This is a genomic window from Streptomyces violaceoruber (genome assembly GCF_033406955.1).
GTDB lineage: Bacteria > Actinomycetota > Actinomycetes > Streptomycetales > Streptomycetaceae > Streptomyces > Streptomyces violaceoruber.
The window spans coordinates 2685267-2702694 of the sequence record NZ_CP137734.1; the positions used below are offsets into that span (position 1 = coordinate 2685267).

Consider the following 17428-nt stretch of genomic DNA (forward strand, 5'->3'; position numbering starts at 1 on the left):
TGGTCGCCATGATCGAGCTCGAGGGGCTGACCAAGCGGTACGGCGAGAAGGTGGCGGTCAACAATCTCTCCTTCACCGTCAGACCCGGCATCATCACGGGCTTCCTCGGCCCCAACGGCGCGGGCAAGTCCACGACCATGCGGATGGTGCTGGGCCTGGACCGGCCGACCGCCGGGGACGTGCGGATCGACGGCAAGCACTACGACGAGCTGAAGGACCCGCTGACGTACATCGGCGCGCTCCTGGAGGCCAAGGCGTGGCACGGCGGGCGCAGCGCCTACAACCACCTGCTGTGCCTCGCGCAGAGCAACGGCATTCCCGCGAGCCGGGTGCGCCAGGTCCTGGACACGGTCGGTCTGTCGGCGGTCGCCAGGAAGAAGACCAAGGGCTTCTCCCTGGGCATGGGGCAGCGGCTCGGCATCGCGGGGGCCCTGCTGGGCGACCCTCGCATCCTGATGTTCGACGAGCCGGTCAACGGGCTCGACCCCGAGGGCATCCACTGGATCCGCAATCTGATGAAGACCCTGGCCTCCCAGGGCCGTACGGTCTTCGTCTCCTCCCACCTGATGAGCGAGATGGCGCTGACCGCCGACCACCTGGTGGTCATCGGCCAGGGCAGGCTGCTGGCGGACACCTCGATGGCCGAGTTCATCGCGGAGAACTCGCGCAGCTACGTCCGGATCCGCACCCCGCAGCGCGAGCAGCTGCTCGACGCGCTGCACGCGGCCGGGGTCACCGTCGTCGAGTCGGGCGAGGGGGTCCTGGAAGTGGACGGCGACAAGTCGGAGACGGTCGGCGAGCTGGCGGCGCGCCACCAGGTCGTGCTGTACGAGCTGAGTCCGCAGCGCGCCTCCCTGGAGGAGGCGTTCATGCAGCTGACCGCGGAGTCCGTGGAGTACCACGCGCACGACGGGCAGCCGCCCGGCGCCGTTCCCCAGCAGCAACAGCCACCGGGACAGCCTCCGCAGCAGCCGTGGGGCAGCGACTGGAAGAGGGGATGAGCATGGCGGCGACACAGGTCGTCCGGTCCGAGTGGACCAAGATCCGGTCGGTCGCGTCCACGGTGTGGACGCTGGGCCTCGCCGTGGTCGTCACCATCGCCCTGGGCATGCTGATCTCGGCCCTGTCGAAGAACGAGTTCGGCGACATGAGCCGGCGGGACCAGCTCTCCTTCGACCCGACCTTCATCAGCTTCGCCGGTACGAGCCTCGGCCAGCTGGCGATGATCGTGTTCGGGGTGCTGGTCGTGGGCAACGAGTACAGCTCCGGCATGATCCGCACCTCGCTGGCCGCCGTGCCGCGACGCGGCACCTTCCTGTTCAGCAAGATCGCGGTGGCCACCGCGCTCGCGCTGGTCGTGGCCATGGTCACCAGTTTCGCCACGTTCTTCCTCGGGCAGGCGATGCTCGGCGACCTGAAGGCGTCGATCGGCGACCCGGGCGTGCTGCGCGCGGTGTTCGGCGGCGGCCTCTACATGACCCTGATCGCGATGTTCTCGATGGGCGTCGCCGCGATGCTGCGCTCCCCGATGCTGTCGCTGGGCATCCTGATGCCGTTCTTCTTCCTGATCTCCAACATCCTGGGCAACGTCCCGGCGACGGAGAAGGTCGGCCGGTTCCTGCCCGACCAGGCCGGCAGCAAGATCATGCAGGTGGTCACGCCGATCGACGACGACGTCCCCTACGGACCGTGGGGCGGCCTGGGGATCATGGCACTGTGGGTGATCGCGGCGCTCGTCGGCGGGTACGCGGTGCTGAAGCGGCGGGACGCCTAGAAAGCGGGCGCCGCAACCCCGGCAGGCGCCTCCGTACGGTGCCGGATTTTGCCCGCGCTTGAACGGAACCGTCAGCGCGTGGATATCCTCCTAACCCTTACGGGGGCGTGTGCCCTGCTGTCCCTGAACCTTCCGATGGGTGCGGAGCATGATCGAGGCTGTCGGCCTGACCAAGCGATACGGCGACAAGACCGCCGTGTACAACCTCTCCTTCCAGGTGCGGCCCGGTGCCGTCACCGGCTTCCTGGGGCCCAACGGCTCGGGCAAGTCGACGACGATGCGGATGATCCTGGGCCTGGACAACCCCACGGCGGGCCACGTGACCATCGGCGGCCACCCGTACCGCAGGCTGCCGAACGCCGCGCGCCACGTCGGGGCGCTCCTGGACGCCAAGGCGGTGCACGGCGGGCGGGCCGCCCGCAACCACCTGCTGAGCCTCGCCCAGCTGTCCGGCATCCCGGCCCGCCGGGTGGACGAGGTGCTCGGCGTGGTGGGCCTCCAGGACGTGGCCAAGCGGCGTTCCAAGGGCTTCTCCCTCGGCATGGGCCAGCGGCTCGGCATCGCCGCCGCGCTGCTCGGCGACCCCCAGGTGCTGCTCTTCGACGAGCCGGTCAACGGCCTCGACCCGGAGGGCATCCACTGGGTGCGCAACCTGATGAAGGCGCTCGCCGCGGAAGGCCGCACCGTCTTCGTCTCCTCGCACCTGATGAGCGAGATGGCGCTGACCGCCGACCACCTGATCGTCATCGGGCGCGGCCAGCTGATGGCCGACATGAGCGTGACGGATTTCATCTCGGCCAACTCCGCCGACTTCGCGCGCGTGCGGACGCCGGACACCGAGCCCCAGCTGCGCGAGAAGCTGACCTCGGCGCTGACCGAGGCGGGCGGCCACGTGCTGCCCGAGCAGGACGGCGCGCTGCGGGTGACCGGGCTCGCCCTCCCCCGCATCAGCGACATCGCGCACGACACCGACGTACGGCTGTGGGAGCTGTCGCCGCACCAGGCCTCGCTGGAGGAGGCGTACATGCGGATGACGCAGGGCGCCGTGGACTACCGGTCGACCGCCGACCAGAAGGCGGGGCTCCAGCAGCCCCTGCCGCCCGGCGCGCAGCCGCCGATGCCGGTGGCCGGTCAGGGCCAGCCCGGGTGGTACGCGCCGCCGCCGCCCCAGCAGGGCGGTCAGCCCTTCGCCGCGCCGCAGGGCGCGCCCGGCCAGGCCCCCGCGGGCCCGTACGGCGCCCCGGTGGCGCCCGGGGCGGTCCCGGGCGGTCAGCCGGCCAACCCGTACGCGGCCCGGCAGGCGCCCCAGGCACCGCCGATGCCCCAGGCTCCCGCCGGCGCGCCGACGCCGCCCGCGGCGGGCCCCGCGCCCGCCGCCGCGCCCGTCACCGACCCGACCAAGCCCGAGGACGCCCGATGAGCACGCCCCAGCCCCCGACGCAGCAGGCCGCGCCCGACTGGCACGCGGCGCCCGGTTCGCCGTTCCCGACCTACACGTCGCCGATCCCGGTGGTGCGCACGACCCTCGTGCACGCGCTGGCCTCCGAGTGGACGAAGATCAAGTCGGTGCGCTCGACGCTGTGGACGCTCGGCGTGTTCGTCCTGCTGGTGCTCGGCATCGGGCTGCTGACCGGCGCGGTGGTGGCGAGCTCGGACTCCGACCTGGCCGGTGAGAGCGCGCTGAGCCTCGGCTTCTTCGGTCTGCTGCTCGGCAGCATGTGCGTGATCACGCTGGGCGTGCTGACCACCGCCTCGGAGTACGGCACGGGGATGATCCGCACGACGATGACCGCCTGCCCCAGCCGCGGCCGGGTGCTGGCCGCCAAGGGCATCGTGTTCTTCCTGGTGGCGTTCGTGGTGACCCTGATCTGCGCGACGCTGGTCGGGCTGGCCCACGTGTCCATGCTGGAGGGCAACGGCGCCGAGAACCCGACCGGCGCGGAGTGGCTGAAGGGCACCGTCGGCGTCGCGCTCTACGTCGCGCTGCTCGGGCTGCTCTCGCTGGCCATGGGCTCGATCATCCGGCACTCGGCGGGCGCCATCACCATCATGATCGGCGTCCTGCTCGCCCCGCTGGTGATCGCGCTGTTCATGTTCTCCGAGTCGCTCAAGGACGTGCAGCAGGCGCTGTTCGAGTACTCGATCCCGAACCAGATGAGCATCTTCTACGCCAACTCGCTCTCCGAGTCCGGGCCCTCGGGCTGGGACCCGCTGTGGATCGTGCTCGGCGTGACCGCGGCCGCGTTCGCCGCCGCCTTCGCCCTGCTGGAGAAGCGGGACGTGTAAACGGGGCTTCAGAACCTCGGCGCGTTACGGGACCGCTGCACCCGCGTGGTGCGGCGGTCCTTCGCGTTCCAGCACGCCTTGTGCCAGTGCCGGCGGTCGTCGACGCCCGAGTGGGCCGGCCAGGCCACGACGTGCGGAACACCGTCCGGAATGAGCTGGTCGCAGCCCGGGCAGCGGTACGACTTGCCCTGCGCGCTCGCGCCCGCCACGTGCCGTACGCTCCACTCCTCGCCCTGCCAGTTCTCCGCGGACTGCCAGCCGCCGTAGCGGCCGGAGCCGTCCTCCTCGGCGCTCCGGCCGGAGGAACCGGCTCCCTTGGGTCGGTTGCGACGCGGGGACACAGGACACCTCACGGAGCTATACAGGAAGCAGGGCGGCATCCAGCCTACGCGGCACGGACACGGGTAGGCGTACGGCGCCAAACACCGCAACTCCCCCCGACCGGTGTTGTCCGTCCGAGCCCACGCGCCGTCCCACAACGGCCGATTCTGAAGACAATCCGCAAAGTCCTTCGTCCGGCCGTGTCCTCGGCACGTGTCAGGCGGTTATGCCGTGCGGGGGAGCTCCATGTCGGGGCCGAGGAAGCAGGAAAAGGCAATGCGCGTAGGAAGTTTCGTGTTGGGTGCCCAGTTCCCGGGCCAGGGTCAGGGGGAGGCGCTGCACCGCGCGGTCCGCTCGGCCGAGGTCGCCGAGGAGGCCGGGCTGGACACGGTCTGGCTGGCCGAACACCACTTCGTGCCGTACGGCACGTGTCCGTCGGCCGTGACCCTGGCCGCGCTGCTGCTGGGCCGCACCCGGCGTCTGAGGGTCGGCACCGCGGTGAGTGTGCTGCCCACCGTCCACCCCGTGGCGCTCGGCGAGCAGGCCGCGCTGCTGCACGTCACCAGCGGCGGCCGCTTCTCGCTGGGTGTGGGCCGCGGCGGCCCGTGGGTGGACCTGGAGGTGTTCGGCGCGGGTCTGGAGGCGTACGAGAAGGGGTTTCCGGACTCGCTCGACCTGCTGCTGCGCTGGCTGCGCGAGCCGGCCGTCGGCGCCTCGGGCGACCGCTACCGCTTCCGCGAGGTGCCGGTCGTGCCGCGCCCGTCGGAGTCCCTGTCGGAGGAGCCGGGCCCGGAGGTCGTCGTCGCCTGCACCTCGCCGTCGAGCGTGCGGATGGCGGCCGAGCGGGGGCTGCCGATGCTCCTCGGGATGCACGTCGGCGACGAGGAGAAGGCGGAGATGGTCGCCCTGTGGCGGCGCCACGCGCGTGCGGCCGGGCGTCCGGCGGCGGAGATCCACGGCGCCGGACACGTCTCGGCCGGTGTCTGCCAGATCGCCGACCGGCGCACGGACGCGGCCGAGACCCTGCTCAAGGCGATGCCGGGCTGGCTGCGGCAGGGACTGGGCGCCCACGTCACGGTGGACGGCCGGGCCCGGCAGATGCGCGACCCGCACGCCTACACCGAACTGCTCTGCGGGCTGCACCCGGTGGGCACGCCCCGGCTGTGCGCGGACCGGCTCGCAGCGACCGGCGAGCGGACCGGCATCTCCCGCTTCGCCCTGCTCGTCGAGGGCTCGGGAGACCTGGCGGCGACCGAGGAGAACGTACGGCGGCTCGGGGCCGAGGTACTCCCCCAGCTCCGCTGACCCCCGGGCGGGGAGCTTGCCGCTCCGGTACAGAACTGCACCTCCCGCGTACGGAGCGGCAAGCAGGGACCGCGGGCCTCAGCAGTCGCGCAGTTCCGGCGACTGGTTCAGCAACTGGCTGCGCACCGAGGTGAACTTGGTCAGCGTCTCGTCGACAGAGGAGTCCAACGGGAACACCGCCACCCGGTGGCAGTTCTGGAAGGCCAGCCGCACCCCGAAGTGCCGCTGCAGTGCACCGCGTATGGCGTCACTCGCGAGCGCACGCAGGAGCTGACCGCGCGCCTGCTCGTCCGGCGGGGGCGTCTGGTTGTCGGCGAACGCTCCGCCGTCGACCTTCAGCTGTGCCACCAGGGAGCTGACCATCTCCCATGCGTAGGGCAGGGAGGTCCGGACGCAGTCGACGAAGTCTGCTTCGTCGACCTCGCCTCGCTCGGCCTGTTCGAGTAGGGCCGGTGAGACGTCGAGCGACATGGGTTCTCCTCTCGCACCCCCGACCAGCAGGGGTTGCCGGACAGTTAAGGGAGTGCGCGATTCCGAACACGCTGCGTACACAGGCCGCGACCTCCCGTTCAATACCGTAAGCAACCGATCGTGACGGCACCAGGAGAATGCCCAGATGGACACCATCCGGTAGGCCCACAATCGGCCAGTGCGCAAGACGGGGCCAATGGGAGAAGTGGGACAGCGCACTCCGGTGCCCGGGTACGGGCGAATCGCGTCGGGCCCGGCCCGTCGAGTAGCGTTGCCGACCATGCGTCTCGTCATTGCCCGCTGCTCCGTCGACTACGCCGGACGGCTCACCGCCCACCTGCCCTCGGCCCCCCGGCTGATCCTGGTCAAGGCGGACGGCAGCGTCTCGATCCACGCCGACGACCGGGCCTACAAGCCCCTCAACTGGATGTCGCCGCCCTGTGCCCTGAAGGAGGGCACGGGCGAGGAGGAGGGCGTCTGGACCGTCGTCAACAAGGCGGGCGAGAAGCTCATCATCACGATGGAGGAGATCCTCCACGACTCCTCGCACGAGCTGGGCGTCGATCCGGGCCTGATCAAGGACGGCGTGGAAGCACACCTCCAGGAGCTGCTCGCCGACCGCATCGACACCCTGGGCGAGGGCTACACCCTCATCCGCCGCGAGTACATGACCGCCATCGGCCCGGTCGACATCCTGTGCCGGGACGCCCAGGGCGGGACCGTCGCGGTCGAGATCAAGCGGCGCGGCGAGATCGACGGCGTGGAACAGCTCACGCGCTACCTGGAGCTGCTGAACCGCGACCCGCATCTCGCCCCGGTGCGCGGCGTCTTCGCCGCCCAGGAGATCAAGCCGCAGGCCCGCGTGCTGGCCACGGACCGCGGCATCGGCTGCCAGGTGCTGGACTACGACGCGCTGCGGGGCATCGAGGACGACAAGCTGCGGCTGTTCTGAGGGCGCGGCGCGTCCTGAGGGCGCGTCACGTACGACGCGAGGAGGGCCGGGTCCGTGCGGCGGACCCGGCCCTCTCGTGCTGATGCCTTCCCGGGCGGGGTCAGATGATCTGGCCGGTCGCCGGGTCCGAGCCGGCCGGCGCTCCCGTGCCGGTGCCGGTGTCCTCGGTGCTGCTCTGCGAGACGGTGGCCGGAGGGCTGTCGGCACCACTGGCGGTGTCGGACGTCTCCGGGGTGGACGGCGAGGTCGTCTCGGTCTCCGTGGGCGTCGGTGACGTGCCGTCGGACTCGGTGGGCGTCCCGGGGTCCGTCGGCTCGGTGTCCGTCGGCTTCGGCGAGGTCGGCTTCGTCGTCGGCGAACTCGGTGACTTGCTCGGCTCGTCCGGCGAGCCGGGGGCGTCGGGGCTCTCGTCGTCCCCGGGGTCGGTGCTGCCCGTACTGCTCGGCCCCTGCGAAGGCGCCCCCGACTCCGTGGTCGTCGGCGCCCCGGACGTGCCGGGGGTGGCGGAGCCGGTCGGGGCGCCGGGCGTCTCCTGGCCCTGACCGTCGTCCGAGGGCCGGTCGGCGCCCAGGCTGCCGTCGTCGACGCCCTGGCTGGCCGACGGGTTGACGCCGACCTCGTTGGAGGGATCGCCGCCGTCGTTCTCGGACGTGGCCCCCAGGGTCACCACCGTGCCGAGCACGGCGACGAGCAGCGCGCCCGCTCCGGCGGCCACCAGGTTGCGCCGTGCGAAGCCCTTGATGCCGCCGGCAACGGTGCGGGACGGCTCCTCGTCGGGCTCGCGGCGGGTGACGAGGGTGGGGGACTGCGGACGCGGCTGGAGCGGCGGGAAGGGGGCGGGGACGCCCGCGGACGGCGACGCCGACTCCTCGTTGCGGGCGTCGGGCACCTCCTCCCCCACCGTCGGGCCGAGTCCGGCCCCGACGGCACCGGGTCCGGCGGCGGGCGCCGCCGCGGCGAAGGCGCCCGCGCCGCTGCCCAGGCCCGGCGTGTCGCCGGTGCGGTCGGCGACCAGCGCGAGGGCGCGGCGGCCGGCCACGGCACCGCGCCTGTCGGAGAGCGCGCCGCGCAGTCCGACGGAGGCCTCCAGCTCGGCGCGGGCCCGGTCCAACTGGCCCTCGCACAGCGCGAGGACGCCCAGTTCGTGGTGGAAGTAGGCCTGTTCGGCGACGTCACCGGCGAGCCGGGAGGCCTCGGTACCCGAACGCAGCGCCCGTTCCCAGGCGCTCCAGTGCAGCCCGGCGGCGAAGGCGGGCGCCGCGGTGCGGGCCAGCTGGACGGCCGGGCTCTCCTCGTCCTCGGTGGTGCGGGTGGTCGCGGGCACCAGCACGGCGAGGGCCGCCAGTACGGCGTCGGCCTCCGCGCAGACCCGCTCCGGGGTGACCGAGGGGTGCCCGGCCCACCAGGCGTAGTGCTGGGCGGCGGCCGTCGCCCGCTCCCGTACGGCGTCGGCGTATCCGGCGCTCTCCAGCTGGGTGAGCACGCCGGCGGCCAGCCGGTAGCGGGAGGCGACCGGGGAGACCAGTCCGCAGTCCGCCAGCTCGCCGAGGGCGGCGTCCGCGTGGGTCTCGCCGACCAGGGCGGGCAGATGCGCCTGGTGCGGCACCTCGCCGCCGAGCGCGACGGCGAACTCCAGGGTGGCGCGGGCGGAGGCGCTCAGCCGGGAGGCGAGCAGCGGTGCGGGCGCGGCGGCCTCGCCGAGGGACGGCAGGGGCACGTCGTCGGTCTCGGCGGCGTCGTAGGGGCTGTCGTCGGCGGGGCGGGTGTCGGCCGGGCGGGCGTCGGCGAAGACGCCGAACTCGTCGACGGCGTCGGCACCGGCCCGCTCCCGGTCCCGGCGGCGCAGCAGGGCACCGGCCTGGACGAAGCGCAGCGGCAGGCCCTCGGACTCGAACCAGAGGTCTCCGGCCCAGTTGGCCTCCTCCTCGGTGAGGGTCCGTCCGGCGGCGCGCTCGAGCAGCTCCACGCCGTCGGAGCGGTCCAGGCCGGTGAGGAAGACCTCCTCGACGGCCGAGTCGGCGGAGGGTGGGGCCACGTCCGGGGTGGTGCCGATGACGAAGGCGCACTCGGGGGTGGCGTCGAGGAGTTCGTCGAGGGCGGTGCCGCCGAACTCGGCGTCGTCCAGGACGACGACCGCGCCCACCTCGCGCAGGTGTCCGAGCAGTTCCGTCCGGTCGGGACGGTGCAGGGGCGCGCCGTGGACGGCGTAGAAGAGGTCGTGGAGCAGGTCGTCGGCGGTGCGGTGGTGGCCGTTGAGCCGGACGACGCCGTCGGGCGCGAGGCCGGCGCAGTCCTCGGCGACGACGTCGAGGAGGCTGGTGCGGCCGGAGCCGGCGGGGCCGGTGAGGCGCACGGAGCGGCCGCGGGCGAGCAGCCGCACCAGGCGTTCGCGTTCGTCCTCGCGGGCCAGCAGGCCGAGGACCGTGCGGACCGGTCCCGGTGGGACGGGCGGCCGCGCGGCGCGCTCCGCGTCGGCGCGTTCGGCCGCGGTGAGCTTCTCGGGCCGGGCGGGCCGCTCCGCGGGCGGGCAGACCTCGATCTCGCTGCCGTCGACGGGGTTGACGGTGAGCAGGAAGTCGCCGGACACCAGCTGCACCGTGCGGGCGAGCGCGGGCGCGTGCTGTCCGAAGTCGGAGGTGATGGGGTCCCTGTGCGGGCGCGGGCGCGGCGCCTGGTGGTCGCCGTCCTGGCCGTACTCCTCAGGGCCCCGGTTGTTCGGGTCCATTGGTTCAAGCCCCCCAAAAGCGTCGTGTGCAGGGCCCCGGCAGGGACCACCCTCCCGGCCTTGCCGCACACCGCGCTGTCGCTTCTGGTCCGGGCCCGCCGGCGGGTTTGCAAAGGCAGCGGGCAGCCAGACCCTAAACCTTCGCCCAGTATCTCCGACAGTCCGGGGTGCCGGGCGGCCCGAGAGGTCACGGTCTCGTGAGGATTGCGTGTGTCGGAGGTGTGAACCTTCACTTACACGCGGGGCAGGGTCTCCACACCGATGCCGCCCTCGATGGCGAGGATCCGGTGCAGCCGGGTGGCCACCAGCAGGCGCTGCATCTGCGGCGGCACGCCGCGCAGCACCAGCCGCCGGCCGCAGCGGCCGGCCCGCCGGTGGGCTCCCATGATCACGCCGAGTCCGGTGGCGTCCCAGGAGTCCAGCTCTGACAGGTCGAGCACCAGGTCGCCGACTCCGTCGTCGACGGCCGAGTGCAGGACCGTACGGGCGTCCGCCGCGCTGCGGACGTCGAGGCGGCCCCCGACGACCAGCTCGACGTGGTCGCCCCTGATGTGCATATGCGCTCCCCGGCGTGCGTCTTCTTCGTCGTCTTCTTCGTCTTGGCGTTGCGTTCCGTGCGTTGTGGTCTCTCGGCGATATCAGGCACTGCACCCTCTGACTGGCCGAAACGACCGGAGGTTGCCGTCTGTAAGCGAACCGATACCGAATTCACCCCGGCGTGTGACGTTTGCCGGGGCTGATGTGACCTCAGTGCTTGTAGAAGCCCTGCCCGCTCTTGCGGCCGATGTCACCGGCGTCCACCATCCGGCGCATCAGCTCCGGCGGGGCGAACTTCTCGTCCTGGGACTCGGTGTAGATGTTGCCGGTGGCGTGCAGCAGGATGTCGACGCCCGTCAGGTCGGCGGTGGCCAGGGGTCCCATGGCGTGGCCGAAGCCCAGCTTGCAGGCGAGGTCGATGTCCTCGGCGGTGGCGACGCCCGACTCGTACAGCTTCGCGGCCTCGACGACGAGGGCGGAGATGAGCCGGGTGGTCACGAACCCGGCGACGTCGCGGTTGACGACGATGCAGGTCTTGCCGGTGGACTCGGCGAACTCGCGTGCGGTGGCGAGCGTTTCGTCGCTGGTCTTGTAGCCGCGCACCAGCTCGCACAGCTGCATCATCGGCACCGGTGAGAAGAAGTGGGTGCCGACGACCCGCTCGGGGCGCTCCGTCACGGCCGCGATCTTGGTGATCGGGATGGCGGAGGTGTTGGACGCGAGGATCGCCCCGTCCTTCACCAGCTTGTCCAGGGTACGGAAGATCTCGTGCTTGACTTCCAGCTTCTCGAAGACGGCCTCGACGACGACGTCCGCGTCGGCGGCGGCGTCCAGGTCGGTGGTCGCGGTGATGCGCCCGAGCGCGGCCTCGGCGTCGTCGGCGTCGAGCCTGCCCTTGGCGACGAACTTGTCGTAGGAGGCCCTGATGCCGTCGGTGCCGCGCCGCAACGCCTCGTCGGTGACGTCGCGCAGGACGACCTCCCAGCCCGCCTGGGCGGAGACCTGGGCGATGCCGGACCCCATGAGACCGGCTCCGATGACGGCGAGCTTCCGTGCCACTGTGCGACTCCCCTGATACGCGCTGATTCTCGTCTCTCGGCCGGAGATTAGCGGGCGTGAGGCGCTGTGTGACCGGTTAGTAACGCGCGTCACGTCTCAAATGACGGACGTCACACCGAGGGGTGCCGTCCGGGTGTCACAGCGCGCCTCGTACGGCGTAGTTGAGCACCTTCTCGCTCAACAGCTCCTCCATCTCGTCCAGCAGCAGGAGCATGTCGCGGGAGACCTCGGAGGGCTTGCCGCCGGCGACCATGCGCCCGCCGATGGCCGCGAGGACCGTGCCGTGCAGCCAGTTGATCTGACCGGCCATCAGGGTGGGGGTCATGTCGTCGTCCGCGCTGCCGGTCTCCTCGCGCAGGGTGTGCTCCAGGTTCAGGAGCACTTCCTGGCCGATGGCCCACATCCGTGAGCGCAGGGCGGGCGAGTCCTGGATCACTTTCATGAACGTGGCGTAGCCGTCCATCAGGCCGACGCGCGGGGAGACCGACTCGACCTCGTCGCGCAGTTCCCGCAGGACGGCCCTCGCCGCGGACTCCCCGTCGCGGCGTCCGCGCACCCAGCGGGAGAGCCGGTCGATGACGCCCTTGGACCGGTCGAGGAACAGGTCCTCCTTGGCCGGGAAGTAGTTGTACACGGTGTTGACGGAGACGTTCGCGGCGTCCGCGACCTCCGCCACCGTCACGGCCTCGAAGCCGCGCTCCAGGAACAGCCCGGTGGCGACATCCGAGATGTACTGCCGGGTCTGCCGCTTCTTCCGTTCCCTGAGTCCCTCGGCCATGACCGCATCCTAGCCGCGCCGGCGCCACTGACTGGGGCCGCTGAAAACTTGGGGTCATTGCAAAATTTCAGCGTCTCTGTTTTTCTGGAGCGCATGGCAATCATCAGTACGGCCGGGCTGGCCCGGACCTTCGCGACCAGGCGCGGGCCGGTCGAGGCGGTGCGCGGCATCGACCTCACCGTCCGCGAGGGCGAGATCCTGGGCTTCCTGGGCCCCAACGGCGCCGGCAAGACCACCACCCTGCGGATGCTCACGACCCTGCTCGCCCCCACCGGCGGCGCGGCCACCGTCGCCGGGCACGACCTGGCGACCGACCCGGCCGGGGTGCGTGCGGCGTGCGGGTACGTGGCGCAGTCGGGCGGGGTGGACCCGCAGATCACGGTCCGGGAGGAGCTGGTCACCCAGGGCCGCCTGTACCGCCTGTCCAGGGCGCGGGCCGCCGAGCGTGCCGGGGAGCTGGCCCGCGACCTGGGCCTGACCGGCCTGCTCGACCGCAGGTGCGGCGCGCTCTCCGGCGGGCAGCGGCGGCGGCTGGACATCGCGATGGCGCTCACGCACCGCCCGAAGGTGCTGTTCCTGGACGAGCCGACGACCGGTCTGGACCCGGGCAGCCGCGCCGACCTGTGGGACCTGGTCCGCAGGCTGCGCGACGAGCACGGCACCACGGTCTTCCTGACCACGCACTACCTCGACGAGGCCGACGCCCTCTCCGACCGCCTGGTCGTCGTGGACGGCGGCACGGTGGTCGCCGAGGGCACCCCGGCCGCCCTGAAGCTCGAGTACGGCGGCTCGCCCGACGCCACGCTCCAGGACACCTTCCTGGCCGTCACCGGCCGCGGCGCCGCTCCGGCCGACGCCACTCCCGTAGCCGTCTAGCACCCCTGGGAACCGACCCGATGCTGCTCCACGACACCGGCCTCGTCTACGGCCGCTATCTCCGCCAGTCCCTGCGCTCCCGCTTCGCGCTGCTGTTCGGCGTGCTGATGCCGCTGCTGTACCTGCTCTTCTTCGGCCCGCTGCTGACCGACCTGCCGCTCGGCGGGCGGGGCAGCTCCTGGCAGGTGCTGGTCCCCGGCCTGTTGCTGCAACTCGGCCTGTTCGGCGCCTCCTTCGCCGGGTTCTCGATCATCATCGAGAACGGCCAGGGAGTGGTCGAGCGAATGCGCGTCACGCCCGTCAGCCGCCTGGCGCTGCTCCTGGGCCGGGTCCTGCGGGACGCGACCGTCTTCGCCTTCCAGGCGGTGCTGCTGGTGCTTGCGGCCCTGGTGATGGGCCTGCGCGCGCCGCTGCCCGGCGTGCTGATCGGCTTCGCCTTCGTCGCGCTGCTCACGGTCTCGCTGGCCTCGCTGTCGTACGCACTGGCGATGAAGGTCCGCACCCCGCAGGAGTTCGGGCCCACGATCAACGCGCTGACGATGCCGTCGATGCTGCTGTCCGGCCTGATGCTCCCGATGACCCTGGGCCCGGCGTGGCTGGACGTGCTGTCGCACCTGATGCCCTTCCGCTATCTGGTGGACGCGGTGCGGGACGCCTACGTCGGCTCCTACGCGACGGCGCACATGCTGTACGGCGTCCTCGTCGCCCTGGCCTTCACCGCGCTGGCCGTGACGGTGGGCACACGCGTCTTCCGAACGGCGGGCGCGTAACTACGCTGGCCCCATGGTCAACCTGACGCGCATCTACACCCGGACCGGCGACAAGGGCACCACCGCCCTCGGCGACATGAGCCGGGTCCCCAAGACCGACCTGAGGATCTCCGCGTACGCCGACGCCAACGAGGCGAACGCGGTGATCGGTACCGCCATCGCCCTCGGCGGCCTGTCCGAGGACGTCGTCAAGGTCCTCGTCCGCGTCCAGAACGACCTGTTCGACGTGGGCGCGGACCTGTCGACACCGGTGGTGGAGAACCCGGAGTACCCGCCCCTGCGGGTCGAGCAGTTCTACGTCGACAAGCTGGAGGCGGACTGCGACCGGTACCTCGCGGAGGTGGAGAAGCTCCGCTCCTTCATCCTCCCCGGCGGCACCGCCGGGGCGGCCCTGCTGCACCAGGCGTGCACGGTGGTCCGCCGGGCCGAGCGCTCCACCTGGGCGGCGCTGGAGGCCCACGGCGAGACGATGAACCCGCTGACGGCGACCTACCTCAACCGCCTCTCCGACCTGCTCTTCATCCTGGCCCGGGTGGCCAACAAGGAGGTCGGCGACGTGCTGTGGGTGCCGGGCGGGGAGCGCTAGACGCTCCGCGGGGTGTGCCGGGGGGCCGGTGCCGTCCTTCGGCTGCGGCTCCGTCGTGGCCGGTCGCGCCGTTCCCCGCGCCCCTTCGGGGCGCTTCCCGGCGGGCCCCCCGGACCGACTCCGTGTGTCAGACGTGCCGGCGCGCCGCACCGTACAGGCCCCAGGCGGTCTGCGCGCCGCCGACGCACATCAGTACGACGCCCACCTTCGTCAGGGTGACCACCGGGACCTCCACGTCACCGGTGAACAGCCACAGGGCCAGCCCGGCGAGCAGGGTGACGGCGCCCTCCAGCAGGTGCTTCGACGCCCGGGTCACCGGTGTGCCTCCTGCTTCCGCCGCTCGGCAGCGGCCTCAGGCCTCCCCGCCGGGGCCTTCTTCGGCCAGATCAGGTACCCGAGGGCCACCGCGCCGTGGATGCCGAGGACCCGTATCGCCGCCCACTGGAAGGCCCGCAGCGACGAGACGTCGCCGTCGTCACCGACGTACCAGACCGCGCCCTGGAGCAGCGCGCAGGCCACGGCCGCGCCCAGCAGGGTGCGCAGCCACAGCCGGCCCTCGTGGGCCGCCCGGGCCCTGCCGTAGCGAGGGGGCTTGACCGGCGGCGGGGCCCCGCCCAGGCGGTGGGCGGCGTGGCCGTCGAGCCAGCGGATCGTGTAGTGGCCGTAGGCGACGGTGTAGCCGATGTACAGCGCGGCCAGGCCGTGCTCCCAGCCGGGCTCGGCGCCGTTCTTCAGGTCCCATGCCGTCACCGCGAACAGCACCAGTTCCAGCACCGGCTCGCACAGCAGCAGGACCACGCCGGTGCGCCGCCACTTCAGCAGGTAGCGGGCGCCCAGCCCGAGGGCCAGCAGGACCCAGAAGCCGACCTCACAGGCGATGATCAACGCGACGACCACGACGCACTCCCTTCGTTCACCCTTCCAGGCTCCCGTCGGAATCCGCCGGGTTCGTCGTCGCCGGTGACGAACCTCCGGTACATCGAAAGATGCAGTGCGGGACCCTTCCCGGGCATCAGGCGGGCGGGGCGCGGGGCGTGTTGGATGGTGGCATGGCCGTACGACTCCCCCGCCCGCGCCGCTTCGACGTGTACGCCGCGTCGGCCGGGCTGCTGGGCGGGCTGCTGCTGTGGGGCATCGGCCTCGGCGTGCGGCCGGCCGACGAGCCGGTCGTGCTGTTCGACGGCCGCTGGCCGCTGCTGGCCCCGCTGGCCGTCATGGCGGGCTGCGAGCTGCTGCGCCGGGCCGCGCCGCGCACCGGTCTGCTGATCGGCACCGTCGCGCTGGTCGCGGACACGCTCACCCAGGGCAGCCTGGTCACGGTGATCATGTACACCGACCTGATATACGCGGCGGTGCTGTACGGTCCGCCCGCCTCGGCCCGCCGCATTCCGTGGATCACCGGGCTGCTCACCGTCGCCTCGACGCTGGTGCCGTTCGCCGTGTGGCGGGTGCCCGAGACACTGCTCGTCGGTGTCGCCGTCGGCGTCGTGTCCTTCGCGCCCGCCTCCACGGGGCTCATCGTCCGCAACCACCGCGAGGCCGCCGACGCCGCCCTGCTGCGGGCCGAGCAGACCGCGCTGCTCGCCGAGATGGACCGGGCCCAGGCGGTGACCGCGGAGCGCTCCCGGATGGCCCGCGAGCTGCACGACATGGTCGCCAACCACCTGTCCGCGATCGCCATCCACTCCACGGCCGCGCTCTCCCTGGACGACGCGGCGACCACCCGGCGGGCGCTCGGTGTGATCCGCGAGAACAGCGTGGCGGGACTGGCCGAGATGCGACGCCTCATCGGCATCCTGCGGGACCAGGGCGGGGACACCGGGCCGGCCGCCGCCCCCACCCTCGACGGGCTCGGCGCGCTGGTCGAGGGCGCCCGCGCCAACGGCCTCGACGTCACCCTGGACACGGCACCCGGCGAGAACCTGCCCGTGCCGGTCGAGCTGGCCGCGTACCGGATCGTGCAGGAGTCGCTCACCAACGCCCTCAAGCACGCCTCCGAGGGCACCGTCCTGGTCCGGCTGGACCGGCACGAGGGCGCCCTGCGGGTCGAGGTGACCAGCCCGTACGGCGACCGGGACACCCCGCGCGCGCCCGGTTCCGGCGCCGGTCTGGTCGGCATGCGGGAGCGGGCCGCCCTGCTGCACGGCACGTTCGAGGCCGGGGCGGTGGCGGACCCCGGCCCGGCGGGCGGCAAGATCTGGGCCGTGCGCGCCACGCTGCCCCTGACCGAAGGAGACCTCGCATGATCCGCGTCCTCGTCGCCGAGGACCAGTCCGCCGTCCGCGCGGGGCTGGTGCTGATCCTGGGCAGCGCCCCGGACATCGAGGTGGTCGGGGAGGCCGCGGACGGCGAGCAGGCGGTGGCGCTGGCCCGGGAGCTGCGTCCCGACCTGGTGCTGATGGACGTGCAGATGCCGCGCATGGACGGCGTCTCGGCGACCCGGATCGTGGTCGGGGAGCAGCTCGCCGACGTCCTGGTGCTGACCACCTTCGATCTGGACGAGTACGTCTTCGGGGCGCTGCGGGCGGGGGCCGCCGGGTTCCTGCTGAAGAACACCGACGCCAGGGACCTGCTCGCGGCCGTGCGCACGGTGGCTGGCGGCGAGGGCATCGTGGCCCCGGCCGTCACCCGGCGGCTGATCGCCGAGTTCGCCGCGAAGCCGGTGCGCGAGCCGACCGCGGACCCGGCGGTGCTGCGGGAGCTGACCCGGCGTGAGCGCGAGGTGCTGTCCTGTCTCGGCGAGGGGCTGTCCAACGCGGCGGTCGCCGAACGTCTTGACATGGCGGAGGCCACGGTGAAGACGCACGTCAGCCGGCTGCTGGGCAAGCTGGGGCTGCGCAGCCGGGTGCAAGCGGCGGTGCTGGCGCAGGAGTTGGGGATCTAGTTTCCCCTCTCAACCACCGGTTCAACCCCCGGGCGCCACATTGGTCCAGACCTATTGACCTATGGTCCAGACCTTTCTATTCTCGCCGCACTGCGGGCATGAGG

Annotated in this window: 19 protein-coding genes; 11 read left to right on the forward strand and 8 right to left on the reverse strand. The window is 72.3% G+C overall.

Annotation, left to right across the window (positions count from 1 at the left end):
* Positions 1-8: 8 nt before the first annotated feature.
* From R2E43_RS11565 to R2E43_RS11580, 4 genes are all read left to right on the forward strand, one after another.
* Complete coding sequence (locus tag R2E43_RS11565; protein WP_003973601.1) at positions 9-1001, forward strand: ABC transporter ATP-binding protein; 993 nt, start codon at positions 9-11, stop codon at positions 999-1001.
* A complete protein-coding gene (locus R2E43_RS11570; RefSeq protein WP_003973602.1) occupies positions 998-1774 on the forward strand; it encodes an ABC transporter permease in 777 nt (258 codons plus the stop codon). Before R2E43_RS11565 ends, R2E43_RS11570 begins: the two co-directional genes overlap by 4 nt.
* A gap of 148 nt (positions 1775-1922) precedes the next feature.
* Entirely contained in the window at positions 1923-3194 is a 1272-nt protein-coding gene (locus R2E43_RS11575; protein ID WP_011030218.1) for an ABC transporter ATP-binding protein, read from the forward strand.
* Positions 3191-4060 carry an ABC transporter permease subunit gene (locus tag R2E43_RS11580; protein WP_003973604.1) on the forward strand — a complete coding sequence of 290 codons (870 nt, stop codon included), beginning with the start codon at positions 3191-3193 and terminating at the stop codon, positions 4058-4060. Before R2E43_RS11575 ends, R2E43_RS11580 begins: the two co-directional genes overlap by 4 nt.
* Positions 4061-4068: 8 nt before the next feature.
* Here R2E43_RS11580 and R2E43_RS11585 read toward each other — a convergent pair whose 3' ends face one another.
* Complete coding sequence (locus tag R2E43_RS11585) at positions 4069-4401, reverse strand: ATP/GTP-binding protein (RefSeq protein WP_003973605.1); 333 nt, start codon at positions 4399-4401, stop codon at positions 4069-4071.
* Positions 4402-4657: 256 nt separating this feature from the next.
* Between R2E43_RS11585 and R2E43_RS11590 the strand changes: the two genes are divergently transcribed.
* Positions 4658-5686: an LLM class flavin-dependent oxidoreductase gene (locus tag R2E43_RS11590; protein WP_030868283.1), complete on the forward strand. Its 1029-nt coding sequence runs from the start codon at positions 4658-4660 to the stop codon at positions 5684-5686.
* 78 nt (positions 5687-5764) lie between these two features.
* Here R2E43_RS11590 and R2E43_RS11595 read toward each other — a convergent pair whose 3' ends face one another.
* Positions 5765-6157 carry an SCO5389 family protein gene (locus R2E43_RS11595; protein ID WP_003973607.1) on the reverse strand — a complete coding sequence of 131 codons (393 nt, stop codon included), beginning with the start codon at positions 6155-6157 and terminating at the stop codon, positions 5765-5767.
* Between the two features lie 280 nt (positions 6158-6437).
* On the opposite strand from R2E43_RS11595, the gene nucS reads away from it, so the two are divergent.
* Entirely contained in the window at positions 6438-7109 is a 672-nt protein-coding gene (gene nucS, locus R2E43_RS11600) for an endonuclease NucS (protein ID WP_007387684.1), read from the forward strand.
* Between the two features lie 100 nt (positions 7110-7209).
* Here nucS and R2E43_RS11605 read toward each other — a convergent pair whose 3' ends face one another.
* From R2E43_RS11605 to R2E43_RS11620, 4 genes are all read right to left on the reverse strand, one after another.
* Positions 7210-9834 carry an ATP-binding protein gene (locus R2E43_RS11605; protein ID WP_030868278.1) on the reverse strand — a complete coding sequence of 875 codons (2625 nt, stop codon included), beginning with the start codon at positions 9832-9834 and terminating at the stop codon, positions 7210-7212.
* 233 nt (positions 9835-10067) lie between these two features.
* Entirely contained in the window at positions 10068-10391 is a 324-nt protein-coding gene (locus tag R2E43_RS11610) for an STAS domain-containing protein (protein ID WP_003973611.1), read from the reverse strand.
* A gap of 190 nt (positions 10392-10581) precedes the next feature.
* A complete protein-coding gene (locus R2E43_RS11615) occupies positions 10582-11430 on the reverse strand; it encodes a 3-hydroxyacyl-CoA dehydrogenase family protein (protein ID WP_011030215.1) in 849 nt (282 codons plus the stop codon).
* 136 nt (positions 11431-11566) lie between these two features.
* Positions 11567-12208, reverse strand: coding sequence for a TetR/AcrR family transcriptional regulator (locus tag R2E43_RS11620; protein WP_106517746.1), 642 nt, complete (start codon positions 12206-12208; stop codon positions 11567-11569).
* Between the two features lie 93 nt (positions 12209-12301).
* On the opposite strand from R2E43_RS11620, the gene R2E43_RS11625 reads away from it, so the two are divergent.
* Genes R2E43_RS11625 through R2E43_RS11635 form a run of 3 tightly spaced genes read left to right on the forward strand, consistent with a single transcriptional unit; the run spans position 12302 to position 14440 of the window.
* Positions 12302-13084, forward strand: coding sequence for an ABC transporter ATP-binding protein (locus R2E43_RS11625; protein WP_106517745.1), 783 nt, complete (start codon positions 12302-12304; stop codon positions 13082-13084).
* Between the two features lie 20 nt (positions 13085-13104).
* Entirely contained in the window at positions 13105-13854 is a 750-nt protein-coding gene (locus R2E43_RS11630; RefSeq protein WP_003973615.1) for an ABC transporter permease, read from the forward strand.
* 13 nt (positions 13855-13867) lie between these two features.
* Positions 13868-14440, forward strand: coding sequence for a cob(I)yrinic acid a,c-diamide adenosyltransferase (locus R2E43_RS11635; RefSeq protein ID WP_136207945.1), 573 nt, complete (start codon positions 13868-13870; stop codon positions 14438-14440).
* Positions 14441-14567: 127 nt separating this feature from the next.
* Here the strand turns inward: R2E43_RS11635 and R2E43_RS11640 are convergent, their stop codons facing one another.
* Entirely contained in the window at positions 14568-14756 is a 189-nt protein-coding gene (locus R2E43_RS11640; protein ID WP_136207943.1) for a DUF5708 family protein, read from the reverse strand.
* Entirely contained in the window at positions 14753-15337 is a 585-nt protein-coding gene (locus R2E43_RS11645) for a hypothetical protein (RefSeq protein ID WP_319124688.1), read from the reverse strand. The genes R2E43_RS11640 and R2E43_RS11645 overlap by 4 nt, the downstream gene beginning before the upstream one ends.
* A 152-nt stretch (positions 15338-15489) precedes the next feature.
* Between R2E43_RS11645 and R2E43_RS11650 the strand changes: the two genes are divergently transcribed.
* Positions 15490-16686 (forward strand): sensor histidine kinase, encoded by a 1197-nt coding sequence (locus tag R2E43_RS11650; protein ID WP_332056161.1) that lies wholly within the window; start codon positions 15490-15492, stop codon positions 16684-16686.
* Positions 16683-17324: a response regulator gene (locus tag R2E43_RS11655; protein ID WP_003973620.1), complete on the forward strand. Its 642-nt coding sequence runs from the start codon at positions 16683-16685 to the stop codon at positions 17322-17324. Before R2E43_RS11650 ends, R2E43_RS11655 begins: the two co-directional genes overlap by 4 nt.
* Positions 17325-17428 lie beyond the last annotated feature (104 nt).